Source organism: Ruegeria sp. EL01, assembly GCF_900313035.1.
In the GTDB taxonomy this organism is placed as follows: Bacteria; Pseudomonadota; Alphaproteobacteria; order Rhodobacterales; family Rhodobacteraceae; genus Ruegeria.
Genome location: NZ_OMPS01000014.1, coordinates 74245 through 98205 on the forward strand (window position 1 = coordinate 74245; position 23961 = coordinate 98205).

General features: G+C 53.8%; 22 protein-coding genes. 11 read left to right on the plus strand and 11 right to left on the minus strand.

All coding sequences use genetic code 11. From position 1 onward, the window contains the following. Both lpdA and glyA read right to left on the minus strand, forming a co-directional pair. Positions 1 to 1383 carry a dihydrolipoyl dehydrogenase gene (lpdA, locus tag D9K61_RS07925; protein ID WP_120632713.1) on the minus strand — a complete coding sequence of 461 codons (1383 nt, stop codon included), beginning with the start codon at positions 1381 to 1383 and terminating at the stop codon, positions 1 to 3. Positions 1384 to 1393: 10 nt separating this feature from the next. Beyond that, positions 1394 to 2647 carry a serine hydroxymethyltransferase gene (gene glyA / locus D9K61_RS07930; protein ID WP_120632714.1) on the minus strand — a complete coding sequence of 418 codons (1254 nt, stop codon included), beginning with the start codon at positions 2645 to 2647 and terminating at the stop codon, positions 1394 to 1396. Positions 2648 to 2794: 147 nt separating this feature from the next. Here glyA and D9K61_RS07935 point away from each other — a divergent pair, with 147 nt between their 5' ends. Beyond that, positions 2795 to 3397 (plus strand): helix-turn-helix domain-containing protein, encoded by a 603-nt coding sequence (locus D9K61_RS07935; protein ID WP_120632715.1) that lies wholly within the window; start codon positions 2795 to 2797, stop codon positions 3395 to 3397. Positions 3398 to 3916: 519 nt separating this feature from the next. Here D9K61_RS07935 and D9K61_RS07945 read toward each other — a convergent pair. Together D9K61_RS07945 and D9K61_RS07950 are read right to left on the minus strand one after the other, a co-directional pair. Beyond that, the gene (locus D9K61_RS07945) at positions 3917 to 4870 is read right to left on the minus strand and encodes an ornithine cyclodeaminase family protein (RefSeq protein ID WP_120632717.1); all 954 of its coding nucleotides are present in this window, start codon (positions 4868 to 4870) and stop codon (positions 3917 to 3919) included. Positions 4871 to 5153: 283 nt separating this feature from the next. Beyond that, a complete protein-coding gene (locus D9K61_RS07950) occupies positions 5154 to 6476 on the minus strand; it encodes a D-amino acid dehydrogenase (protein ID WP_371688462.1) in 1323 nt (440 codons plus the stop codon). A gap of 586 nt (positions 6477 to 7062) precedes the next feature. Between D9K61_RS07950 and D9K61_RS07955 the strand changes: the two genes are divergently transcribed. From D9K61_RS07955 to D9K61_RS08000, 10 genes are all read left to right on the plus strand, one after another. Next, entirely contained in the window at positions 7063 to 7545 is a 483-nt protein-coding gene (locus D9K61_RS07955) for a PepSY domain-containing protein (RefSeq protein WP_162946803.1), read from the plus strand. A 118-nt stretch (positions 7546 to 7663) separates the two neighbouring features. Continuing rightward, entirely contained in the window at positions 7664 to 8032 is a 369-nt protein-coding gene (locus D9K61_RS07960) for a glycine zipper family protein (RefSeq protein WP_120632719.1), read from the plus strand. 109 nt (positions 8033 to 8141) lie between these two features. Continuing rightward, positions 8142 to 8819 (plus strand): response regulator transcription factor, encoded by a 678-nt coding sequence (locus D9K61_RS07965; protein ID WP_120632720.1) that lies wholly within the window; start codon positions 8142 to 8144, stop codon positions 8817 to 8819. Continuing rightward, positions 8803 to 10239 carry a HAMP domain-containing sensor histidine kinase gene (locus tag D9K61_RS07970; protein WP_254055718.1) on the plus strand — a complete coding sequence of 479 codons (1437 nt, stop codon included), beginning with the start codon at positions 8803 to 8805 and terminating at the stop codon, positions 10237 to 10239. The genes D9K61_RS07965 and D9K61_RS07970 overlap by 17 nt, the downstream gene beginning before the upstream one ends. A 267-nt stretch (positions 10240 to 10506) precedes the next feature. Further along, the gene (locus D9K61_RS07975; RefSeq protein WP_120632722.1) at positions 10507 to 10800 is read left to right on the plus strand and encodes a ribbon-helix-helix domain-containing protein; all 294 of its coding nucleotides are present in this window, start codon (positions 10507 to 10509) and stop codon (positions 10798 to 10800) included. 110 nt (positions 10801 to 10910) lie between these two features. After that, complete coding sequence (locus tag D9K61_RS07980; RefSeq protein WP_120632723.1) at positions 10911 to 11306, plus strand: VOC family protein; 396 nt, start codon at positions 10911 to 10913, stop codon at positions 11304 to 11306. Positions 11307 to 11324: 18 nt separating this feature from the next. Continuing rightward, on the plus strand, positions 11325 to 11849 hold the full coding sequence (locus D9K61_RS07985) for a twin-arginine translocation signal domain-containing protein (protein WP_120632724.1): 525 nt from the start codon (positions 11325 to 11327) through the stop codon (positions 11847 to 11849). A gap of 15 nt (positions 11850 to 11864) precedes the next feature. After that, entirely contained in the window at positions 11865 to 13436 is a 1572-nt protein-coding gene (locus D9K61_RS07990; RefSeq protein WP_120632725.1) for a GMC family oxidoreductase, read from the plus strand. Positions 13437 to 13925: 489 nt separating this feature from the next. Beyond that, complete coding sequence (locus tag D9K61_RS07995) at positions 13926 to 14408, plus strand: hypothetical protein (RefSeq protein ID WP_120632726.1); 483 nt, start codon at positions 13926 to 13928, stop codon at positions 14406 to 14408. A 143-nt stretch (positions 14409 to 14551) separates the two neighbouring features. Then, positions 14552 to 16495, plus strand: a complete 1944-nt coding sequence (locus D9K61_RS08000) for a sigma-54-dependent Fis family transcriptional regulator (RefSeq protein ID WP_120632727.1) — start codon at positions 14552 to 14554, stop codon at positions 16493 to 16495. 147 nt (positions 16496 to 16642) lie between these two features. Here the strand turns inward: D9K61_RS08000 and D9K61_RS08005 are convergent, their stop codons facing one another. The 7 genes from D9K61_RS08005 to D9K61_RS08035 form a co-directional block, all read right to left on the minus strand. Further along, positions 16643 to 17686 carry an NAD(P)-dependent alcohol dehydrogenase gene (locus tag D9K61_RS08005; RefSeq protein ID WP_120632728.1) on the minus strand — a complete coding sequence of 348 codons (1044 nt, stop codon included), beginning with the start codon at positions 17684 to 17686 and terminating at the stop codon, positions 16643 to 16645. Between the two features lie 47 nt (positions 17687 to 17733). After that, positions 17734 to 19371 carry a molecular chaperone GroEL gene (locus D9K61_RS08010; RefSeq protein ID WP_120632729.1) on the minus strand — a complete coding sequence of 546 codons (1638 nt, stop codon included), beginning with the start codon at positions 19369 to 19371 and terminating at the stop codon, positions 17734 to 17736. 67 nt (positions 19372 to 19438) lie between these two features. Continuing rightward, positions 19439 to 20242 carry an iron-sulfur cluster assembly protein gene (locus D9K61_RS08015; protein WP_120632730.1) on the minus strand — a complete coding sequence of 268 codons (804 nt, stop codon included), beginning with the start codon at positions 20240 to 20242 and terminating at the stop codon, positions 19439 to 19441. Positions 20243 to 20246: 4 nt separating this feature from the next. Next, complete coding sequence (locus D9K61_RS08020; RefSeq protein WP_120632731.1) at positions 20247 to 21269, minus strand: amidohydrolase family protein; 1023 nt, start codon at positions 21267 to 21269, stop codon at positions 20247 to 20249. A gap of 87 nt (positions 21270 to 21356) precedes the next feature. After that, positions 21357 to 21728 (minus strand): MmoB/DmpM family protein, encoded by a 372-nt coding sequence (locus tag D9K61_RS08025; RefSeq protein ID WP_120632732.1) that lies wholly within the window; start codon positions 21726 to 21728, stop codon positions 21357 to 21359. Positions 21729 to 21746: 18 nt separating this feature from the next. Beyond that, positions 21747 to 22811 (minus strand): aromatic/alkene monooxygenase hydroxylase subunit beta, encoded by a 1065-nt coding sequence (locus D9K61_RS08030; RefSeq protein ID WP_120632733.1) that lies wholly within the window; start codon positions 22809 to 22811, stop codon positions 21747 to 21749. A gap of 51 nt (positions 22812 to 22862) precedes the next feature. Next, a complete protein-coding gene (locus D9K61_RS08035) occupies positions 22863 to 23921 on the minus strand; it encodes an NADH:ubiquinone reductase (Na(+)-transporting) subunit F (RefSeq protein WP_120632734.1) in 1059 nt (352 codons plus the stop codon). Between the last annotated feature and the right edge of the window lie 40 nt (positions 23922 to 23961).

Sequence of the window (23961 nt, forward strand, 5' to 3'; positions counted from 1 at the left end):
TTACGCGTGGATCGCGCGGTCCATGGCGTCAAGACAGGCCTCTTTGACCGCCTCGCCCATAGCCGGGTGTGCGTGGCAGGTCGAGGCGACCTCGGCCACTGTTGCGCCCTTGGTCATTGCCAGAACCAGCTCGGCGATCAGATCGCCACCATGTGCGCCGCAGATATGCGCGCCCAGGATTTTACCATTCACGTCGGCCAGAACCTTCACTGCGCCATCCGTGTCACCGGTCGAGCGGGCGCGCGAGTTGGCCATGAAGGCGAACTTGCCGACGGCATAGTCTGTCCCTGCGTCTTTCAGCGCCTCTTCGGTCAGCCCGACCGAGGCCACCTCGGGGTCGGTGTAAACGACACCCGGCACGGTGTTGTAATCCACATGCCCGGCCTCGCCTGCCAACATCTCGACACAGGCAACGCCGTCTTCTTCGGCTTTATGCGCCAGCATCGGCCCGGGTATGCAATCCCCAATGGCGTAAACGCCCGACACCGAGGTTTGGAATGTGCCATCGACTTCGATGAAGCCGCGTGCATTTACCGCAACGCCCAGTTCTCCCAGACCAAGCCCGCGTGTGACAGGACGGCGGCCAACTGCGATCAGGACCTTGTCAGCCCCGATCACCTCTTCCTTGTCCTTGCCGACGCGGTCCATCGTCAGGGTCAAACCAGAATCGGTTTTGTCGACAGATTTCAGAGCCCGGCCCAGCTGAAACTTCAGACCGCGTTTGGACAGTGCCCGCTGCGCCAGTTTGGCGATCTCACCATCGATGCCCGGCAGCACACGATCCAGATATTCAACAACGGTAACTTTGGCGCCCAATCGCGCCCAGACCTGCCCCAATTCCAGACCGATTACGCCAGCACCGATCACGACCAGATGCTCTGGCACCTGGTCCTGCGCAATCGCGCCGGTCGAGCTGAGGATGTCCTGTTCGTCAATCTCGACCCCGTTCAGCGGTGTCGGCTCGGATCCGGTGGCGATCAGAATGCTTTTGGCTTCATGGATCGCGTCGCCAACCTTGACCTGACCTGCAGCCGGGATGCTTGCCCAACCTTCGATCATGTCGACCCCGTTCTTGTTGAACAGAAACGCAATACCCTTGGTCAGATCACTGACAATCTTGTCCTTGTGCGCCATCATCGCGCCGACGTCGATACTGGCCCCTTCCACAGCAATGCCGTGGGAGGAGAGATGCGAAAGTTCGGCATATTTGGCCGAGGAGGTCAGCAACGCTTTGGAGGGGATACACCCGACATTCAGACAGGTCCCACCGAGTGCACCGCGCCCTTCGACGCAAGCCACTTTCAGGCCCAGCTGCGCCGCACGGATTGCAGCGACATATCCGCCCGGACCGCCACCAATGACGATAAGATCGTAAGTGCTCATGGGGTTTCCCTCAGTAAATCGGGTGATTGGCGCAGAGGGCGCGCACTTGCTGGCGGGTTTCTTTTTCGACCACCTCATCGCCATCCGAAGAATGTGCCAGCGCATCCAGTACATTGCCGATCAGATGACCGATTTGCTTGAATTCTTCGGGCCCAAAGCCCCGGCTGCATCCCGCAGCAGTTCCCAGGCGAACACCACTTGTAACTGTCGGTTTTTCCGGGTCACCGGGCACGCTGTTCTTGTTACAGGTGAACCCGGCGCGTTCCAGTGCGGCTTCGGCGGCATTGCCTTTGACCCCGATGGGTCGCAGATCCACCAACATCAGATGGTTGTCAGTCCCGCCCGATACGATGTCACATCCGCGCGACATCATCACATTGGCCAACGCATCTGCACTGTCGACAACACGCTGCATGTAGCCTTTGAATTCCGGCTGCAGCACCTCGCCGAACGCCACGGCTTTGCCCGCGATCACATGCATCAGCGGCCCGCCCTGAAGGCCCGGAAACACGGCTGAATTGATCTTTTTCGCCAGCGCTTCGTCGTTTGTCAGGATGATCCCACCGCGTGGGCCCCGCAGAGTCTTATGGGTGGTGGATGTCACCACATGGGCATGGCCAACCGGAGAGGGATGCAGACCCGTGGCCACCAAACCCGCGATATGGGCCATATCCGCCAGCAACCAGGCGCCAACCTGATCGGCGATTTCACGGAAACGGACAAAGTCGATCTTGCGGGAATAGGCAGATGCGCCTGCGATGATCAGCTTGGGTTTTTCGGCCTTTGCTAGGTCTTCGACCTGATCGTAGTCGATAAGCCCCGCATCGGTCAGGCCGTATTGCACGGGGCGAAACCATTTGCCGGACTGCGCAGGCTTTGCGCCATGGGTCAGGTGCCCACCTGCATCCAGCGACATTCCAAGAATGGTGTCGCCCGGGCTAAGCAGAGCCAGCTTGACCGCGCCGTTGGCCTGTGCGCCCGAATGCGGTTGCACGTTGGCGTAGCCGCAGCCAAAGATCTGCTTTAACCGGTCGATGGCCTCGACCTCGACCTCGTCGACGAATTCGCAGCCGCCATAGTAGCGGCGCCCCGGATACCCTTCGGCATATTTATTGGTCAGAACGGACCCCTGAGCATCGATCACGGCCCGTGAAACGATGTTTTCGGATGCGATTAATTCGATCTGCTCGGCCTGACGCGCTCCTTCACGCGAAATCGACGCGGCAATAACCGGATCTGCTTTGGTCAGCGACGTTTTGAACATGGTCCTCTCCTCCAGCACCGAATCCTCAGTACGAAATTTTGTTTCCTATAGTGGATTTTATTCCCTTATAGCAACACAAATCTCTTATTCGTGAAGTATCGTCCCTATAGGGGAATCTGTTATCCTAGGGAAAACAAGGAGATCTCTATGACCGAAGACATACGCGTCGACGTTTCCGGACCAGAAGAACAGGATGATGGGGCAGCCTTGGGTCGTTCCATCCGCGATGCGCGCCGCGCAAAGGGCTGGACCCTGGAAGAAGCCGGCCGCGCGGCGGAGATTGGCCGATCAACACTTTCGAAAATCGAGAACAATCAGACGCGCCCCAGCTTTGACATTGTCCGCCGCCTGACGCAGGCGTTGGACATGAACACACCGCAGCTGTTTCTGCAATCGGGTCAATCAGGCATTTCGGGCCGCAGGGATTTTACCGCGAAAGGTGAGGGGGAAATCAGGCAAACGGCAACTTATTTGCACGAACTGCTATGCTCTGAGTTGACCAGCAAACGGATGCTACCCTACATCGCGACGATCAACGCCCGCGATGTGTCAGAATTTGAAAACTGGGTCCGACATTCAGGTGAAGAGTTCATGTATGTTCTCAGTGGCGAACTGATTTTCATCTCAGAACACTACCGGCCATTGCCGATGAAAGCCGGTGACTCGCTCTATTACGACAGCGGCATGGGGCACGGTTGTATCTCGACCAGTGCTGAAGACGCTCAGGTGCTTTGGGTTTCGATGGAGTAATCACCACCACCCGTGCACGCATTTCTTCGACGGCCATAGCCTGTCAGACAGACTTGAACGCATCGCATAGCAGGCGGAACTCGATCATCGGGAGTGCGACCTCATGATGTTTCGGAAAGCATCCAGAATGATCAATGTGACGCCGCCTATCGAACGGGTCAGCCGCTACGCCGTCTGATGCGACACGGATCGTCGGTCGATGTCTTCAAAAGCAACCTGATGGAATTCCAGAGCCGATTGGAACAAAGACATCCCAGAATTCGCGCTTCAACGTGAGCGTGCAACATGCCAGAGCCGTTCACTGGCCCCGCGGGCCAAACGGTGTCACATATCGACTCCGCGAAGGGGTTGTCCGTACATGTCGCGAAGTTCCGGGGTTGATGCCAAGGTTGCGGGCATGTTTGCTATCGCCCGCCCCGCATAGATCACAAAGGCAGCCATATGAATTTGTTTCAAGTTGACCAGCTCCAAAAAGACTGCGCCCAACCCGATCGAAATACCCAGCGCAATCAAGAAATGTCACCCGGACGCTAACTGGCGCAAAACAGCTTTGGCAATAGCGATATCCTGAACTGCAACACCTGTCAGATCGGCAACCGTGATCTGGTCCTCGTTTTCCCGCCCGCTAGACTGACCAGAGATGACATTGCCCAGCTCGACGGCTTTGCCCTTGTGCAGCACACCGGCGCGGAGCGCCTGCCAGATCTCGCCACGCAATTCACACTGTGTCAGGCTGTCCGCGATCACAACATCCGCAAGCGCGAGAATCTCGGGAGCAATCTCGGTCTTCTCTGGCGTGTCGGCCCCGATGGCAGTGATATGAGTGCCCGGGCGGATCATGGGCGCCTTCAGCAAGGGCTGTTCGGATGGCGTGGTGGTGACGATCAGCCGAGAGCGATCGCACAGTTCGTCGAGTGTTTGCGAGACCGTCACCTGATAGCCCATCGCCATGACATCGGAAACCGCCCGCTCTATCTGAGCACCCTCGCGGGCCCAGATTGTCAGGTCCCGACAATCCGTGACGCGCCGCAGATAATCCGCCTGAAGCCGTGCCTGAGTGCCACAGCCGACGATCCCGATTGTTCGCGGGGTCGCGGGTGCCAGCGTTCTGGCAACGACCGCTCCGGCGGCGGCCGTGCGGTGATTGGTCAGCTCGCCCTCTTCCAAAAGAACGGAGTCGATCAGCCCAGTCTTCTGACTGACGGCAATCATACAACCGCCAAAGGGCGGCAGTCCGATTTTCGGGTTGTTATAAAACCCGGTGGCTACCTTGATGACACAGACATCGTCGCCTCGGATAGAGCCGTATTTAATGTGCAGTTCACCCGCGCACTCCGGAAACAGCAGTTCCCCGACAGGAGGCACCTCGACATCTCCGCGCGAGAAGGCGACAAATCCTCGCGCAATTTCCTCGACGACATCCACCTCTGGCAGAACCGCTTCAATCTCGCTGCGTGTATAAACTACTGTCATTGTTGGCGTCTCCGAAGTGCCTATAGCTATGATGCGTATCGACGCGTGAGCAGAGCTTGTACAGCCGTAAAAGCTGACGCACCAATCTGAACATCACGCGTTATTGGTCGCCTTGGCGGCCAGGCAGTCGAAAAATTCGCAAGCCGGCCTCAAGATTAGCAGCACGGCGGGATGGGAACTGACCAACTGTTTCAATCTTGCATTGATCGATGCGGCAGTCCGCGCCGTCAAGCGCTTCACCCGCAAAGCAGCCGCATTAAATAGCACTACCGATCGGAGGCGATCAGCTAAATCTACTTGCCTCTAAGCCTTCAAAAGATATTTCGGGTGCCCTGCCAGATACCAAATCCGCGACGGCTCGTCCCGAGCCGCAGGCCATTGTCCACCCAAGTGTGCCGTGTCCAGTATTTAGAAACAAATTTTTGAATCGAGTTTTGCCGAGCACAGGCGTTCCATCAGGTGTCATTGGGCGAAGCCCCGTCCAGTCTTCTGCCTTCGACACATCGCCCCCTTTGGGGAAAAGATCGGTGACGACATGGCGTACAGCATCGGTTGCATGTTTACCGAGGCGGTGGTTGTAGCCAATGATCTCGGCCTGCCCGGCGACGCGAATGCGGTCTCCAAGGCGGGTAATGGCAACTTTGTAAGTTTCATCCATCAATGTTGATTGCGGGGCTGCATCCGAATCCGTAACCGGCAAGGTAATCAAATACCCTTTGACCGGGTAAATCGGGAGCCGAATTCCTATCTTCTTAAGTAGAATGGCCGAGTATGGCCCGAGGCAGCAGACAAACTGGTCACCGGTTTCCCGGTCTCTGTCAGTCTCGATACTCGCGATTTTTCCGTTTTCGACAACCAGGCTTCGTATGGTCTCGTTGTAGTGGAACGTCACTCCCAATTTTTCTGCTTCACGCGAAAGCTGGCTGGTGAATTTACGGCAGTCCCCGGTCCGATCAGCGGTCAAACGGAGCCCCCCGACGAATTTCTCAACCACATGGGCCAGGCCCGGCTCTGCCGCAATGCAGGCCTCCCGGTCCAGAACTTCAAAAGGGGAACCAAATTCTTTCAAAACGTTCTGATCTAGTGCCGATGCTTCAAGTTGTTTTTCCTTACGAAAAAGCTGAAGCGTTCCCAAATCTCTTCGATCAAATTCCAACGGCAGCTCCGAGCACAAATCCGTCAATGCATCTCGACTGTAATTTGAAACCCGCACCATCCTTCCTTTGTTGGTGCGGTAGCGAGCCTCGTTGCAATTCCTCAACATTTTCAAACCCCAAGACCACATTGTCGGGCTGAGCAGAGGCCAGATCGTCAAAGGACGGTGCCGCATCAACAACCATTTCAGCGCTTTTTGGGGAACACCGGGCGCGGCCCAAGGCGAGGTCATGCCATAGGACAGCTCTCCGGCATTGGCAAAACTCGTCTCCAATCCTGCTTCACGCTGACGATCAATAACAGTGACATCAATGCCTTGCTTCGCCAGATAATAAGCCGTCGTGACACCTATGACCCCAGCCCCTAGAACAACTACCTTCATGTGATCCTCGTCTTTTGTATCGGGCATCGCGTCTACCCGCGTTTGTGGCTCAGATGGTGGCCTAAACATGCGACAATGACGAATAGTATTCGCCCGCTCTACCTTCTCAGCCCATCCGACAGACAAGCGCAGACCGAGGTCAGTTTGCCCCGCTACCCTTTCTCAGGCAGATGGTCTTAGTGTTGGGCCGTAGAGTGCGGAGGGCTGCTTGCAGTACCAGGCCCAGATCCAGTTGCCATAGTCAAAGTGCCACCATTCGCCCATTGGCTAGGGCTACGGACAGCATCTAACGACAGCACTGTTTGAAGGTCGCAATTGTTGTCTTCTGACCGACGCGGGACCTCTGTCTTTGATACCTGGAACCGCAAGTTGAGCGTTTGTCAATTTGGGTCTAGCCTAGCAAAAGACCCGCTGGCAGGGCTGCCTCAGTTAACAGAGCAGCCATCGCCCAAGCAAAAAACAGTAGCAGTTGCGCCCCGCATAGTCGTGGATTCCAATGCAGCAAGCCCGAGCATCAGGCATCAGCACGACTGTCATCAACCCACAATCTGACAGAGCTTACAAATATGTAAGGAAGCGGCAGAGACGTTGTAAACCTGAGACCTCATTTTGCTCTCATCGGCCAAGAGCCACACACCGAAGATGAGGAAATATGATGACTAACAAGATTTCTGCAGCAACCCCGTTCATTGCATCGATCATTTCAGCCGCAATCCTGGTAACTGTCGCCAGCGAAGCCTTTGCTGAAAGCGATCCTGTTGAGGAGTTTTCTCTGACAGACATGCTGGACGTCACCATCAGCTTTGAGCAGGCCACGAAGATCGCGATAGAAAATGCGACCGGTCAGATTGTTGAAATCGCGTTGGACGAGTTCGACGGTCAGACAGTTTACTACGCATCTCTGGCAAGCGAGACCAGCCTGTCCGATCTGACCATCAGCGGCGAAGACGGCAGCATCCTGGCCACCTCCGTGCAAACGGCTGCGTCCCCTGAAATCATGGATGCCTTTCTTGAGCAGGAGTTCGAGTTCGCCATCGAGTTCGGTGAAATGATGGGCGGTTTTGTCGAGCTCGAACTGTTGGATGCCATGTTCACCGAAGATGGTCTGGCGTGTGAGCCTGTGATCACCGAAGAGTAATAAATCATACCGATCAGGCCGCGGTCGCCCTGCGATCTGATCACACATGATCCCCAAACGGGCGGTGGTCAGACCATCGCCCAAACCCGATAAATCCTCACATCATAGGAATACTGAAATGCGAACAATCCTAATCTGCTGCGCAGCCGCCACCGGCCTGACCGCCTGTTCAAATACGTTTGAAGAGCCCCTGCTGGTCGACGGCACCAAAAATCAAAACTATCAATCCGATTTGCAGGCTTGCCGCTCTCTGGCCGTAAACTATGGGGAAGGCGATGTGCAGTCCTCGGCGCTTGGCGGCGCGGCGATTGGAGGCGTGCTCGGTGCCATTGACAGCGAAGATGGATACCGGGCGGATGATGCGTTGGTGGGTGCTGTCGTCGGCGGTGGCCTCGGTGCCTTGGAGGGGCATAACAAACTGGATGAAACCCGGCGGGCGATCCTGCTACGCTGTATGCAGGGACGTGGGCATCGCGCGCTTATCTAATGAAGCGGGCCTGGTTACATTGCGACAACTGAACGAACACCCTAAAGCGATACAGATCGCCATGTAACGTGGTTCCGCGATCACATGCGTTGGTTCGGAAGGAAATAAAATGCGAATATTGCTGCTGGAAGACGATAAGGACATCGGGCAATGGACCACGCAAGGGCTGACCGCAGCAGGTCACGTTGTCGACTGGCTGCAAAGCGGTCGCGATGCGCTTTTGGCGGCAACAACCCGTGACTATGATGTTCTGGTATTTGATCGTATGACGCCGGAACTTGACGGGTTGTCCGCCCTTAAAACTCTGCGCGGAGCCAACATAAAGACCCCGTTGATCCTGCTAACAGCCCTGGGCGAGGTCGAAGATCGCGTCGAAGGGTTGGAAGCGGGCGCTGATGATTACCTGAGTAAACCCTTCGCCATGACCGAGCTTCTTGCGCGCGTTTCTGCTCTGGGCAGACGTGGCCATTCCGAGGGCGCCGACACGTCGACCAAGCTGGCCCATGACGGGCTCGAACTCGACCTTTTGGCGCAAAAATGTAGGGTCAACGGTGAACGTGTTTTGCTTAACCCGAAAGAGTTTCGTCTGCTCGAGGTTCTGATGCGCTCAAAGGGGCGTATTCAGACTCGGGCGATGTTGCTGGACAAGGTCTGGGACATCAACTTTGAACCCTCGACCAGTGTGGTCGAGACCCATATCAGCAGATTGCGCAACAAAATTGAACGTCCATTCGCCAAAGAGTTCATCAAGACAATTCGGGGGTCCGGATATGTTTTTGGTGATTAAACGCATATTTCGAATGAGCGCGTTGCGTCAGGCGGTTGTGCTATCACTCTCATTTCTCGTTTTGCTGAGCGCCGGTGGTGTACTTTTGAACCGCTACCTAACGCGAGAACTTCAGACTGAAATCGATGACGAACTCAGACGGGAGTTTGCAACAATCAGCCGGAGTTTGCGTGCGCAGGGCCAGGTGCCCGAAGGATTTGGTCAGACTGATCTACTTTCGGCGATAGAGATGTCGCGGGCCTTTTTGCACGAAGATGGCACTGTTAGCGGATCGGTGAAGGCGGATGTGTTTAAAACAAACGGTTTGAAAACCCTACAGGATGCAGATCTGTTTTCCGAACAGACCCAGCGCGAATTTTTTGCTGCGATCGAGGCTGAACTTGCCGGCTTTGAGAGTGATGATGACACGAGCACCGAGTTGTTCGTCGGAGGTGAGTTTGATCCCGTCTGGCGGATATTTGTTGGCCCGGCATTGGATGGAAGGCTTGTGGTTTTTGCCCCGACCATTGGCGGGTTGGGCACTGAACTGTCCGCTGTCATTTCAATCGCGGTTATCCTTTTGTCGATCCCAACGCTGGCGGTGGGCGTTATCTTTGGCCTACGAGCGCAGGCGAGGCTGGACCGGATCGGGAAAGGCTATGAACGGATTGCCGACGGTGACCTGAGTGTCAGACTGGCTCCGACCGTCGTTGTCGATGATCTGGACCGCTTGACCCAGCGGATTGACGACGCGACCGCGAAATTGCAAACCTCCTTGCGGCAGATGTCAGAATTTTCCTCGAACATCGCCCATGATCTGCGCACACCGCTGACAAGGTTACGCGTCCATCTGGATCAGGCCGAAGCTGAAGAGACTCTGAGCGATCATGAACTGTCATCCATCGAACAGGTGGACAGCATCATATCGGTCTTTGACTCGATCCAACGCATCGCACGTCTGCGGACCGGGGAACGCCGGGCTAAGTTCCAGCCCGTAAATCTGGGAGCGCTGGTGAACCACGCAGCCGAGATTTACGAGGCCGTGGCTGAGGATGAGGGGCGCGTATTGGTCTGCAGGCTAGATAACCCCGCGACGATAAGTGGTGATCAAGGACTTCTGACACAATTGCTTGCCAATCTGATTGAAAATGCGATCAAACATACCGATCAGGGCGCGACCATAACCATTGCCGTCAAGGATCGGATCCTGAGTGTCTGTGATAATGGCCCCGGAATACCGACGAAGGAACGGCCCAAGGTTTTGGAACCGCTTTATCGCCTGGAAACTAGCCGCGGCACCCCCGGTGCCGGGATTGGGCTGGCGATGGTCAAAGCCATTGCTGATTTGCATGAGGCGGAAATTGCTTTGAGCGAGGGAGAACACCACATCGGGCTCAAAGTTGCTCTTCAATTTGGTGATATTGCCAGCGAGGCCAAGTAGTGCAGATAGAGGAATATAGCGTACAAAACCATATCCTTAAGGAAGTGACAGCCGTTCGGAAGACCATGCTAAAACCTGCTCGCGATTGACCTGCAGGCATCAAGCGCTTTCTTCAACTGCTGCCCAAGTTTGCGACGCTTCAAATCGACAAATCAAACCGACTCACGACAGATCTGTCAGGTTCTATCTTGCGCGCCAATTGCTAAAAAGGATGCAACGTTGCGCCAATTTGTGCAGACTGTCCATGAAATCAAAGGGAGAGTGCGCATGTGCCAAGTATTTGCCGGTCAAGACCCGGAACGTTATGCAAGTGCCACACGCCGCATTCGTATCAATGGCCAAAGCACCAGTATCAGACTCGAAAACGCTTTTTGGCAGGTTATCGATACGATCGCAGACAACGATGGCATGACGACACCGATTTTCATCTCGAAACTACACTCTGAGGTTCTGGAGCTTCGGGGGGAGCCCGTTAATTTCACATCACTTTTGCGCTGCGCTTGTTTGAAGTTTATGGAAATCTCCACCCTTGATGATCAAACTGCTGTAGCGGCTGAATAGCCGCCTGTATTTTGCAAAGAATTTCTGAAGGGTAGTAAGCCTATACTACCTGCCCAACAGAGCTTGGTCTGTAAACTGCTTCTGTCAGAACAGAAGGGGGGGAGCAGGCTTTGGCGAAAGCAATACACTCGATGATACGTGTTTTGGACGAGGCACGATCAGTCAGATTCTACGACAAAGCGTTCGGACTTAAGATCTCCGATCGCCTTGATTTCGAAAATTTCACACTTGTCTATCTCAGCAACCCTGAAAGCGGCTTTGAGCTGGAGCTGACCATCAACAAGGGCCAGACCGAAGCCTATGAGCTGGGAAATGGCTACGGCCATTTTGCCGTGTCGGTTGACAACCTTGACGAAGAACATGCGCGGTTTGAACGCGAAGGGCTGTCTCCACGCAAGCTTGTCGCCTTTGCGCCGGATGGTAAACTTGTCGGCCGTTTTTTCTTTGTGGCCGACCCGGACGGCTACGAGATCGAAGTTCTCGAACGGTCCGGGCGCTTTCAGTAACATCCAACGGAGGAATAAATGGAGAGCTTAAAAAGCCAAAAAGGGCTGACACGACGTCAACTTTTATCAAATGCGACAGCAATAGGCGCGTCCTTCGTTGTCGGCACGACATTCATTGCAGCGCCCAACGCAGCGTGGGCCGTTGAAACATCCGTTCTCAAACCCGAGACATATGCCACGCTCGTACAGATGGCACGCGATATCTATCCCCACGACAAGGTCGGTGATGAGTTCTATGTGATTGCCGTCAAGGGATACGATACAGAAGACTCGTCGGCCGCCATCGAAGCCGGAATAGACGCCCTGAATGCGGCTGCCCAAGGCAGAGGATTTGACAGCTATTTGGGCACAGGCTGGGAACGAGATCGCGTCGACATCCTGCGAAGCATGGAAGATAGCCCGTTTTTTCAGACAGTTCGCGGTGGCCTTGTCACCGGACTTTATAACCAAAAGGCCGTATGGCCGATTTTTGGATATGAAGGATCTTCCTTCGAGTTCGGTGGCTACATCGACCGGGGTTTCAACGACATCAACTGGCTTTAAGGGAGAGATGGCACCATGACGGCACCTATTGATCTCACTGACGACAGCGTTGTTGTCGTAATAGGAACAGGCGCGGGCGGGGGCGTTCTTGCCAACGAATTAGCGCAGAAGGGCATCAGCGTAGTGGCGCTGGAGGCTGGCGGTCGATACCTGCCAGAGGATTATGTCAACGATGAATGGGCAAGCTTTGGACAGCTGGCCTGGGTTGACCCGCGCACCACATCAGGCGATTGGCGCGTGGCCAAGGATTTCTCTGGATTGCCCGCCTGGATCGTAAAAGCGGTTGGCGGCACAACCACACACTGGGCCGGGGCATCCCTGCGGTTCCAAGACCACGAATGGAAAGCCGCGACCAATTATGGCACTGTTCAGGGTGCCAACCTTCTTGATTGGCCCATCGATCCACGCGAAATGGACGATTATTACACAAAAGCGGAAAACAAGCTGGGGGTGACTCGCACCGGCGACCGCGCTGGCCTGCCCGGGAACAACAACTATCTCGTATTCGAAAAAGGCGCCAAGGCGCTTGGGTATGAGGAGGTTCATACTGGCCGTATGGCAATCAATTCAGCCGAAACCGAAGATCGATTGGCTTGCCAACAAACAGGATTTTGTTTTCAGGGATGTAAATGGGGTGCCAAATGGTCCGCAGCGTACACCGATATCCCCGCGGGCGAAGCGACTGGCAATCTTGAAGTGCGCGAGAACTCTCATGTCGCGCGCATCCTGCACAATGACGAAGGCAAAGTTACCGGAGTCGAATATTTCGACCAGGACGGCAACCTTCAGATGCAGCAAGCCCGAGTAGTCTGCGTCGCAGGCAACTCGTTCGAAAGCCCAAGAATGCTTTTGAATTCAGCTTCTTCGATGTTTCCGGACGGTCTGGCCAACAGTTCCGGTCAGGTTGGTCGAAACTATATGCGCCATATGACTGGCTCGGTCTATGCTGTCTTCGATCAGCCCGTGAAAATGTGGCGCGGAACCACCATGGCGGGGATCATTCAAGATGAATCACGCCATGACCCAAGTCGCGGTTTTGTTGGCGGGTACGAGCTTGAAACCCTGGCGCTCGGGTTGCCCTTCATGGCAGCTTTCCTGGATCCGGGGGCATGGGGACGCGAGTTCACATCGGCCTTGGATTCGTATGAAAACATGGCCGGTATGTGGATTGTAGGCGAAGACATGCCGCAGGAAACCAACCGCATCACGCTCAACCATGAGGTTATTGACCAGCACGGGCTGCCCGTGGTCAATGTGCATTTCGACGATCACCCCAATGATATCGCAATGCGAAACCACGCATATGCACAAGGGGCCGCGGTCTACGAAGCGGTTGGCGCGACACGGGTTTTCCCAACACCTCCCTACCCCTCGACACATAACCTCGGGACAAATCGCATGTCCGAAAACCCACGGGATGGTGTTGTCAACAAGTGGGGTCAAACCCACGATATTGCGAACCTCTACATCTCAGACGGATCGCAATTTACAACCGGTGCAGCCGAGAACCCGACATTAACAATCGTGGCACTCGCAATCCGTCAAGCCGATCACCTGGCCGAACAAATGTCAGCAGGTAATCTTTGAAACGCAGGCTGCTGTGCCCGGGCAAACCGGGCACAGCAATTCTTACCAGATGCAAATGCTAGGTCGCGCTCCTTAACAATCTGACCAGATGACTGCGACGACTATCATGGCGAAAGCCTTTGGAACCGGTTTTGCGTGGCCAGCATCTTGCGTGAAAAAGCGCATTGCTCCGCTGTTTTCGATGGCGGATCACGGAGTGGAGTTTAGACGCAGAAACATCAAGACATCGCATTGGCACCTTAAAAAAATAGCACAATTCCGCTGAAACCCGTTTTTGAAGGCCAAACGGCGCCAAAGTCCATATTTTTAAGGGCTTTTCCTTGATGTATTGGGCGCTCGGACTAGACTCTGAGGGCTGCAATTGCTAGTTTTACATGCATAATAAAAAGCCAGAATGACGCGCCGACAAAAGTAACCCTTAGTATCACGGTTGTTGCGACGCCGCTTTTTTTGGCGCACCGAACAAACAGGGAACTGTGAGACTAGGCAATGGTTGATATCTTCTCGAAAAAAGACGGGCCGCGCCGTGAAGACCAAGACGCACGACGCCTTCTGCAGGGAAATGGCGCAACAATTCGCCGCCTCGCAGACCAAATTAGCAATGGTGCATATTCGCGTTCACGCGCGGCCATGGCCGATGCAAAAAAAGAACCCACACCAGACGGCCTGAACATCCATGTATATGGCGGACCGTCGGCCCCTTCGGAACCAAATCCCGTCGTTCGGATCAGCACGAATGAACGTGTTTTCGTGATGGATGCGAATTCAGGAAAACAAATGGAGTTCCTTGGGCAATTGTGTGTGAAAGACGGCGTCAAGTATTTCGCGCTGGCGACGAAGGAAAACGGATTCATTTCACCGCCCCCCGAGGAAATCACTGACATCCTGAGCGATCTGAACAATGTCGTAATCGACTCCGATGAGATAAAGGAAAAACTCGCCGACGTCATAACACGTCGCCTCGAACTTTGAGGCCGTCGCGGAAGTAGCCGTTTTTTGAGCCGCATCACAATTTGAAGTGGCGTCAGTGAAAGAAAAACATGCGAAACAGATCCTCCAGCTCACAATCTAACCGACCGACCCAAGCCAGTAGTGATCGCGATCAAAAAGCGACTATGAACGCTTGGGAAACCTTCGTCGATAGTGGACGCAAATCCGAAGAGGTCGAAAGAAACGTTAGGCGCGAAATTCTGGATTCGTGGACGAGATGTACAGATTTGGGCATCAACGCACTGACACCAGCAGGAACACCGCAGAAAATTGGCGAAGAGCGCGTAGACGAATTAAAGCGGAAGAATGCCTCGTTGTGTCGCGCTGCGCGCGCAGCTTTTCTGCGTCTTGGCCCGCATTTGTCTGAATCCGGTGCTGTCCTTCTTTTGACTGACAGAAATGGGACGATAATTGATGCCATCGGTGACGACAAAACGCTGGACGAAGGACGGGAAATCCAACTCGAAGTCGGCGGAGTCTGGGACGAAAATGTCATCGGCACCAACGGTATTGGCACAGCGTTGAGAAGTGGCAAGCCAACCTATGTACATGCTTCAGAACACTTTTGTCAGGGCATCAAATCCTGGACCTGTGCTGGCGTTCCGATCTTTGATCCTTTGGACCGCCAGGTTTTGGGGGTCGTCGATCTGTCAGGACCGCTGGATATTTTTCGACCCCATAATCTGGCGTTGGTGGTGGCTGCCGCAAAAGAAATCGAGATTGCCCTGGCAGAGCAACAAAGAGAAGAACGGACCAATCTGCTTGAGGCCTTTATCGATTTGCAAAAGCCACGCAGTTCTGACGACACGGTCGTCTTGCTGGACTCGACTGGCCGAATAATCTTTAGCCGGAACACCGAAGTTGAACCAATTCTGAAAACTGGAGATCTGCCGATCGGAAAGCAGCTGTTGTCCTGGACACCAGGCATGACAGACGGAGACCTGGCCGCAGCATTGCCATCCTCCCTCAGTGGCATCGAGATAGACATTCTCAAATCCGGCACTCAGATTCAGGGTGCCGCTCTTATCCTGGCCGAAAAAAGATCTTCACCCACGCCCATGAAATCTGCGGGCATCACCATTCCAGCCCGACATGGCGTCGAAGAAGAAGAAATCAAAATCCTTGGCGAATGCCCAAAGATGCTGGAGGCAATCGAGTTTGCCCAAAGGGCCGCAAAAGCAAATGTGACGGTTCTTGTTCAAGGTGAAACAGGTGTCGGGAAAGAGCTCTTTGCACGCCTGATTCACAGCCATCACTCAGATAGGAAAGCCCCTTTTATCGCCGTAAATTGTGCCGCCATTTCCGGTGAACTCATCGGTGGTGAGTTGTTCGGCCATGTTGCCGGCGCTTTCACCGGTGCCCTGCGGGAGGGTCGTCCCGGGAAGTTTGAACTGGCAAACGGTGGTGTTCTTTGCCTTGATGAAATCGGAGACATGCCCCCCGAGTTGCAAACGTATCTGCTCCGTACTCTGGAACAACGAGCACTGTATCGGATGGGATGCGACAAGCGTCGTCCGATTGATGTGCAACTGGTGGCTGTGACCAATAGAAATCTGCGCCAGGACATTGAAGCTGGGCGCTTCCGGCGTGATCTGTTCTACCGAATTGGCACGATCGTCATCGATGTACCGCCACTGCGCGAACGCGGGCGCGATATCATTTTGTTGGCCGAGCACTTCAATCAAAAACTATCGAAGAATTTTGATCGGGAGCCTTTGCAGTTCGACCAAGAAGCAATGGCGGCACTACAAAGCTACCATTGGCCTGGCAACGTCCGTGAATTGAGAAATGTAGTCGAAAGACTTTGTCTTTTGCACAGCGGTAGTTCTGTTTCATTTGTTGATCTGCCTGAAGAGATTTCCAACCCCGAACCCCGCGACAGCATGTTTGGAAACACACCACCGACAACACCCGCAAATTTGGATCTGCACGGTATCGAGTCGGTCGCCATTCAACGCGCTATTGAGCAAGAAAACGGGAACCTCACCAAAGTAGCTTTGTCACTCGGAATTTCTCGACCGACCTTGTATCGAAAGATCAGCCTGTATGGCTTGGATCGCAAAAAGTAAGGGATGCGGCGATAGACAGAAATCTGCCGCCGCACTATAGGGACCGATGTTCCATGGGGAGACGAAGAGAACGGGTTTCCCTAAATTGAACGGCGTCATTGATGACTTCTCATGGGCATTCTCAACAACGATGCCAGATTCATCCAATCAGGGAACGATAACGCCGCGACCGGTGAAACGTCGGTTTTTGAAATCGTCGATCGCCTGATTGATGTTATCGAGTGAATACTCAGTTTGGTGCATTTTCACCAAACCATCGGCATTCAGCTCCATCAGTTCGACCAGTTCGGTGTAATCGCCAACGAGGCTGCCGCCGATTTTGATCTCATTCACCACCAGATCGACAGTTGGAATCTCGATCTTTCCACCATAGCCGACAACGATTAGTTCTCCGCCCTGTCGCAGCAGCTTCCAGCAAATATTTTCGACGCCAAGTTCACCGACAAAATCAATGACAACATGACTGCCGCCGCCCGTGGCATCCATGACCTGTTCGATCAGATCGGGACCTCCGTCCAGAACAATATCTGCGCCAAGATCTTTGGCCAGAGCTTGGGCACCCGGCTCGCGATCAATTGCAATGACACGGGCACCACACAGGTTTTTAAGGCACTGAATTGCAATGTGCCCCAGGCCGCCTACACCAAGAACCGTGACATATGCTCCGGGATACACCAACTCGGCTGCACGCTTTGCGGCACGGTAAGCGGTGATACCCGCGTCTGCCATCGGGGCCACTTCAAGCGGTGTGACATTCGTGTTCAGCTTGATTAGTGAACTTTCGTTGGTGACGAAGTATTCTGCAAACCCGCCATCCAGACCAAGACCGGGAAACAACCCGTGGTCACAATACATATCGTGGCCATAGCGACAGTTCAGACAAATTCCGCAACTGCGGTGCGGATGGCAAATCACGGCATCACCTGGTTTCACAGATGTTACATTGCTGCCAACATCTTCCACCCAACCAGCATTTTCATGACCCATGATGTAAGGCAAAAGACTGCCTTCGACATCCATGATGTCCTTCCATACCCCTTCGATGATGTGCAAATCCGTGCGGCACAGTCCTGCGGCGCCGACCTTCACAATCACCTCGTCCGGAGAGTTGACTGTTGGGGCGGCAACTTCTTCGATTTTTAGCTGAACATTCATGGCCGGGTCGTAGTCATATAAGCGTGCGGCTTTCATGTTTCATTCCTTTTCTTAACGTGTTCCGGTTTTTCAAAATCAAGCAGTTACGGGCGACCCAGCAATTCTGCACCCCCGCCCAATGCCGGTCCTTCGGTCGGATCGGCTTCGCCTTCTGAGAGGTCACCGACCAATGTTTCCGTAGTCAGGATCAGCGTCGCCACGGATGTTGCATTGACCAAAGCACTTGCTGTGACACGCACTGGATCGATGATCCCGGCTTCGAACATGTCGCGGAATTCGCCTTTGGACGCGTCAAACCCATGCCCATTGGGACCAGCAGTGATTGATGCAATCACCGCATTTGGATCAGTTCCGGCGTTGCTGGCTATCCTTTCGACAGGGCAGGTCAGAACCGAGCGAACCAATTCGACACCTTGGCAAACATCTCCATCATTTGCCGATACGATCCCTTCCAGGACTGAACCAATTTGCGCCAGCGCCGTTCCGCCGCCTGCGACAACGCCGTCCTCAGATGCTGCGCGGACTGCACATAGCGAGTCTTCGATCAGCTGAATTTTGCGTTTTTGTTCGACCGGTGTGAAACCGCCCGCATAGATTACAGCAGTCCCACCAGACAGCTTGGAAACGCGTTCGCGCAGCTTGTCCTGTTCGATATTCGGCGGAGCGGCGTCATGTTGGCGTTGCACCTGAGCGCGGCGTGCCCGTACGGCAGCGGGATCACCATCACCCTTCAGGATACTCGTTAGCGAAGATGTAACGCGCGCCTTTTGCGCACCACCCAATTGGCCCAGCGTTACGTTTTCGATCTTTTTCCCGAGATCACGCGCCAGCACTTCGCCGCCCGTCATGATCGCAAGATCATCCATCATAGCTGAACGCCAGTGACCATATTCCGGCGGATGCACAATCAGGTATTTTCCCGCACCGTTATTGTCCATCAGCGAGATCACAACTTCCGGTGCAATTTCTTCAGCGACAATCAACAGCGGACGGTTTTGTTCGTTCGCAATGCGCCTGGCACCATCCAGAATCTCGGGGCGCAGGATCTTTTGATCCGTCATCAGGATCAACGGATTATCCAGAACCGCTTCCATGTTTTCGCGGTCGGTCACCATGTGATGCGAGATATACCCGCGTTCAAATGACATGCCCTCAACAACTTCGAGTGTGGTATCGATCGTCACTGCAAAATCAGCCGTGATCACCCCTTCTTTCCCGACACGCTTAAAGGCTTCTGCAACTAAAGACCCAAGCTCGGGATCAGTGGCGGACACACGTGCGACCGATTCCAGATAGCTTGGGTTATCGTCACAGGAACGCGAAGCCTCGTCCAAGGCATCAATGATCTTGTGAACGGCCAATTCTATGCCTTTGCATAAGTCCACCGGCTTCACACCAGTGGCCGTCAGTTCGACACCTTTTTGGATCAACGCATTGGCCAAGACGATCGCGGTGGTGGTGCCGTCACCGGCAACCTCATTGGTCTGCATCGATACTTCGCGCACCACTTGCGCGCCCATGTTTTCGAAGCGGTCCGATAGTTCAATTTCGGATGCAATGGATACGCCATCGCGGGTCACCAAAGGGGTTCCGACGGGCCGATCTATCATTGCATTCAACCCTTTTGGACCAAGCGTCGGCTCGACAGCAGCGGCCAGTTTGAAAACACCATTGGCGAGCGCACGCCGTGCTGTTCCGTTGTGTATCATCAGTTTTGCCATGACTTCTCCCTTCCATCGACGCGGGGTCGATGGCCTCATGTGTTGACGGTTTACGCGTGAAACGTTTTTAGTTGCGGGCTTCTGAAACTCTCGGCGGCACCCGGTTCTGAATGAAATCGATCAACGTCGGGCCATCCTCACCAATTTCAACCTCCTTGTAGCGCGTGGACTGAAGCCCCCGGCACAGCGCGCCGTTGAACTCCATATTGATCCGAACCCCCCGAAGCTGAGCAAGGTAATCCCGCAATCCGGCAGCTGTTAGTTGTTCACCTTCCCAGGTTACGAATGCCGGATCATCGCTCGTCTTTGCCAAGCCTTGCGATAGCAGCAACTCTCGATATCGTGGTTTTTGCTTTTCCTCTTCGCCACCTGCGAAATCGATGGCATCAAGTTGGGCAAGGGTCATGCTTACGATCCTGGGTCCCGAAAAACCCGAAGCTTCCAACCCAAGCAAAACGGTTTCCTGTCGACGCACAAAGGCCTTCTCAAGAAATTTCACGCGGATTGAATTGAGGTCATCACCATTACAATACTCGGAAAACACTTCGATGAAATCTTTGCCCCCGTTTACCCCGTCATTCACACGGTCAGCAAAACAGTGATCATTCAGCGTAACTTTGATCTTGTGAACCCAGCTTAGTTTGCCAATCTCATGGCGAATATCGAACGCCATGAGAAAGGCAAAGTTTGGAGAGCACCAGTAGGTCGGAAGCCTAAATTCAACCTCCACCAGATTTGAATCCGTGTTTACGTCAACACGTTCGACAAACCCCATGTCGGTGATCGGTTCGTCCAACTCGGGGTCCGTAACCAGATCAAGACGTTGCCAAATTTCCAATTCCAGCTCATCTCTGTGCATCTCCAAAAACATCGGCTTACTCCGCCGCAATCTGGACAGGTGACGCGCTAAGCTGGGCTTTTTTGGCCTCGACATCGATATCGTAAAGCGCTGCAGCATTCAGACCCAAGATCTTTTCTTTAATCTCATCGGTCAGCTGAACACCTCTTTCTTTGGCGATGTCTTCGGGGATCTGGTACTCCCAGAATTGCTCAACCAGCCACTGAGGCGTCCAAATCGCATAATCCGAACCAAACAGGATCTTGTCTTCGCCGATCCAGAACAGAAGCTCTGCCATCATTTCGCCGAAGTACCTTGGGCGAGAGAAAATGAACGGCATGGCAACGGCTAAACCGCCATAAACGTTGGTTTCCTGCGTTGCGATCCAGCAAAAGTCATCCAGACGCGGTAAGCCGCAATGTTCGATGATCCAGTTGAGGTTCTGGAAATCGGTTGCAGCATAATCCACATCGCGCACGTCAAACGCATCCATGCTTAGCGGAATGATCGTCGGACCTTTGTGAACATGGATGTTCTTGATGCCCAGCTTGTCGCACAGCTCAAAGCATTTGTAGGCCGCAGGGTCATTCAGCGCCCAACCCTTGCTTTCTCCGTTCCATTCGGCGGTGTACATTTTGACGCCCTGGATATCGAAGTTTTCCTTCATGTAATGGATGTACTCGAGCGCTTTTTCGCCATCACGTGGATCAAATGAGCCATTCACAATAAAGCGTTCGGGATGGCGTGACGCCATCGTGCTGCTGCGCTCAATGCTGGAGAATCCGTTCTTGTAGAAATCCTTCAGATAGGTTGACTGAATGATCGCCACGTCATCTGGCCCATCGATGAACAGATCACGATAAACGTCGTCTTCCGAATACTTTTCGAAACGCGCTTTTTCCCAAAGCTGCTCAGGTGGGCTCAGATTGGTGTGATAGGCATAAAAGCAGTCAATGAATTGCTTGCCGTGAACGTTGCTCTGGTTTTCCGGGCTGCCGTCCCAAAAATGAGTGTGGCCGTCGACCACAAAAATCTCTTTTCCATCTTTGGTTCTAAACATCGATTCCTCCTCAGGTATTCTAGATTTTCACGCCGTGAAATGGGGTCGTGCAAACCCGGTGGTTTCCGGGTCTGCACAGTGGTTTCTTCATTCGATATATTCGAACACGTCATCCATATTTCCGAACAGAACGACAGTGTTGTCATCCACCCGAACCATCCGGCCATAGTGCGTGGATGTGTTGACTTCGAAGGTTTCCGCCGTCATTTCACGGCCCAGGAATTCACTGATCTCATCCATTTTGAAAGTCAGTTTTCCTTCGCCATCCACACGGATGGTTGCGGGGTTATGAGTCACGGTGACTTTGGGATCTTCGGCCATGAACTCGGCAATTGCGCGAGCTTCGACAGAGTCATTCATCGTAACGCCACATTGGTGCGAAATGGTCTGCTCAAACTTGATTTCCTTCATCGATTTGAAGATGTTCTGGTTTGAGGCGTCGCGTGCTGTACTCGACATAACTAATACTCCTTTGGATTAACGGCTCAGGCCAAGTTCGGACAGGATTTGGCCAAGACGCTCCTGAGAGACGGCTTTGACATCTTCGAAGGCAACAGGCTTGGAATGTGGTTGCGACCAGACTGGCTGCAGTGCCAGCACGGCTTTGTCAGCCAGGTCACCATGTTTCTTGATCCAGGACTGGAACAACGCTTTGTTATGCGCACTGTGTTCTTCGTCGTTTGCCAACAGGTACATAAGGTCGATTGTGTTTGCGAGGTTGCGCTCATAATCGGCCTCGGCCGCAGAAATGACCGGCGGCGTGATGAAGTCGTTATTCGCTGCCGCTGCCTGCATCAGGAATCCGGAACGGAAGAGTTCCCCAACAAGCGGTTCAAAGATCAAGTTGATCGCGAAATACTGTTCAAGATAATCTTCGGACCCCATGATGGTTTCGATCGCTTCACGGCAAGGCTGCCACATCGGATCTTCCAACCAGGCTTTCTTGCCCAGATCATCATTCCAGCCTTCGATGTCCATTCCAATTTCGGCCAGATACAGGGTGATATCCTGACACAGCCGCATTTTGTAGGACGAGTTGGTCAACGTCGCATTGTTGATCATCTGGGTATAGCCATACCGCTGGGCTTGCATCAGCGATGTACCAAGACCAAATTCCGCGTGTTTCCAAGCACCTAGGTGTGTCTGCAGGATACGATCCCACACCTTGTCAAACGACTTGTGAGCGCCCGCCTTGCGGGCGTTGTCGACGACCGATTTAACCATCGAGCAAATCTTGGACTGACGCTGATAGTGCGTGCGTTCCCATTCCTGGTCAGGCGCCCGAAAGGCGTGCCAATTCGAACTCAACGCCGCAGTGTTATCCTTCTGGTAAGCCCCGCCGCCTTTGCCGCCTTCGAACTCAATGATCCAGTTTTGGATCAGATAGCGTTCAGGATCGGGCTGGACGTCAACGGTTACATCTTCGTAATGGGTGGCGCGCTTACCGCGCGGCTCAAAGTAGTTGTACTTGCGGCTGGCTGAACCGACGAACGTAGCAGCGCCTGCGGCACCGGATCCAACGGAACTTGATGTAGCTACCATGGTAGCCTCCCTTATTGTGTTTCATTCACATGACTAGCGATCAGCCCAGCATCAGTGGGCCGATGAACCGGAAGTCGGTGTGAACTTGTCGTAGAAAACGCGATCGCCATCGAAATCGTTCATGAACAGCACCGGCGTCAGCGCATCGATCATCGGCGGCGGTCCGCAGGCATAAACATCGCCCTCGCCGTCAACGTCCAATTCCTTCAGATATTGATCTACTGCCTCGTGAACGAACCCGCGCGCGCCAGACCAACTGTCGTCATCATCCGCGTGGCTCAGCACCGGTACGAACTCGACGTTCGGATTGGCGCCGGTGATTTCCGCGATCTCCTCCAACTTGAACAGATCGTTTTGTGTACGGGCCCCGTAGAAGAAATAGATCTTTCGGTCTTCGCCGCTGCTGAGTTGATCATTCAGGATTGACCAGACCGGCGACATGCCTGACCCCGCCCCGACAAGGATTACCGGTCCTTCTCGGTCTTCCCGTCGGAAGCACATTCCGTAGGGTCCACTGATTTCGACCGTTGCTCCTTTTTTGATCCCTCCTGCGTCGAGCTCGTTTGAGAAGCGTCCGTCCGGGTATTTTTTGATGATGAAGGAGAGTTTCTGGGCTTCGCTCGGCGAATTTGCCATGGAGAACGAGCGTGTAATCTTCTCCCCTTTTTCGGTGGTAACCGTGATGTCGACATATTGCCCCGCCCAAAATTTGAGCGGTGTATCAATTTCAATATCAACACCGCGAATGTCATGGGTCAGCTTTTGGAAATCGACAATTCGGCCATTGAATTCTTTGACCGGAATGGATTTCGATAAAACCTCCTCGTCGTAGTTCAGGAGTTCGATTTCGACATCGCTGTAAGCCACCGTTCGGCACATCAGAACGTGGCCACTGTCCTTCTCAAAGTCATTGAGAGCGAAGGTTGAATACTTCAACATTTCGGTTTCGCCATCCAACTGAACGCATTTGCAAGCCGAACATTGGCCTTCCTTGCATCCGTGCGGCAGAGCAATTCCCTGGCGGAAAGCGGCGTCAAGAATGGTTTCATCCTCTTCAACCTCGATTTCCAAGCCAACCGGCTCAAAGCGAACCCTGTATATTTCACCCATTAGTCGAGTCTCCTGTGTCCCGAAATCGTTCACGGATTTC

Bases quoted from the DNA above. Each gene is read 5' to 3' on its own strand.
- D9K61_RS07985 (WP_120632724.1), top strand. From the start codon at position 11,325: ATGGAGAGCTTAAAAAGCCAAAAAGGGCTGACACGACGTCAACTTTTA.
- D9K61_RS07950 (WP_371688462.1), bottom strand. From the start codon at position 6,476: ATGTTTAGGCCACCATCTGAGCCACAAACGCGGGTAGACGCGATGCCC.
- D9K61_RS07955 (WP_162946803.1), top strand. From the start codon at position 7,063: ATGACTAACAAGATTTCTGCAGCAACCCCGTTCATTGCATCGATCATT.
- D9K61_RS08000 (WP_120632727.1), top strand. From the start codon at position 14,552: ATGAACGCTTGGGAAACCTTCGTCGATAGTGGACGCAAATCCGAAGAG.
- D9K61_RS07935 (WP_120632715.1), top strand. From the start codon at position 2,795: ATGACCGAAGACATACGCGTCGACGTTTCCGGACCAGAAGAACAGGAT.
- D9K61_RS07970 (WP_254055718.1), top strand. From the start codon at position 8,803: ATGTTTTTGGTGATTAAACGCATATTTCGAATGAGCGCGTTGCGTCAG.
- D9K61_RS08020 (WP_120632731.1), bottom strand. From the start codon at position 21,269: ATGTTTAGAACCAAAGATGGAAAAGAGATTTTTGTGGTCGACGGCCAC.
- D9K61_RS08005 (WP_120632728.1), bottom strand. From the start codon at position 17,686: ATGAAAGCCGCACGCTTATATGACTACGACCCGGCCATGAATGTTCAG.
- D9K61_RS07945 (WP_120632717.1), bottom strand. From the start codon at position 4,870: ATGACAGTAGTTTATACACGCAGCGAGATTGAAGCGGTTCTGCCAGAG.
- D9K61_RS08035 (WP_120632734.1), bottom strand. From the start codon at position 23,921: ATGGGTGAAATATACAGGGTTCGCTTTGAGCCGGTTGGCTTGGAAATC.
- D9K61_RS07990 (WP_120632725.1), top strand. From the start codon at position 11,865: ATGACGGCACCTATTGATCTCACTGACGACAGCGTTGTTGTCGTAATA.
- D9K61_RS07960 (WP_120632719.1), top strand. From the start codon at position 7,664: ATGCGAACAATCCTAATCTGCTGCGCAGCCGCCACCGGCCTGACCGCC.
- D9K61_RS07975 (WP_120632722.1), top strand. From the start codon at position 10,507: ATGTGCCAAGTATTTGCCGGTCAAGACCCGGAACGTTATGCAAGTGCC.
- D9K61_RS08030 (WP_120632733.1), bottom strand. From the start codon at position 22,811: ATGGTAGCTACATCAAGTTCCGTTGGATCCGGTGCCGCAGGCGCTGCT.
- lpdA (WP_120632713.1), bottom strand. From the start codon at position 1,383: ATGAGCACTTACGATCTTATCGTCATTGGTGGCGGTCCGGGCGGATAT.
- D9K61_RS08025 (WP_120632732.1), bottom strand. From the start codon at position 21,728: ATGTCGAGTACAGCACGCGACGCCTCAAACCAGAACATCTTCAAATCG.
- D9K61_RS07995 (WP_120632726.1), top strand. From the start codon at position 13,926: ATGGTTGATATCTTCTCGAAAAAAGACGGGCCGCGCCGTGAAGACCAA.
- D9K61_RS08015 (WP_120632730.1), bottom strand. From the start codon at position 20,242: ATGTTTTTGGAGATGCACAGAGATGAGCTGGAATTGGAAATTTGGCAA.
- glyA (WP_120632714.1), bottom strand. From the start codon at position 2,647: ATGTTCAAAACGTCGCTGACCAAAGCAGATCCGGTTATTGCCGCGTCG.
- D9K61_RS08010 (WP_120632729.1), bottom strand. From the start codon at position 19,371: ATGGCAAAACTGATGATACACAACGGAACAGCACGGCGTGCGCTCGCC.
- D9K61_RS07965 (WP_120632720.1), top strand. From the start codon at position 8,142: ATGCGAATATTGCTGCTGGAAGACGATAAGGACATCGGGCAATGGACC.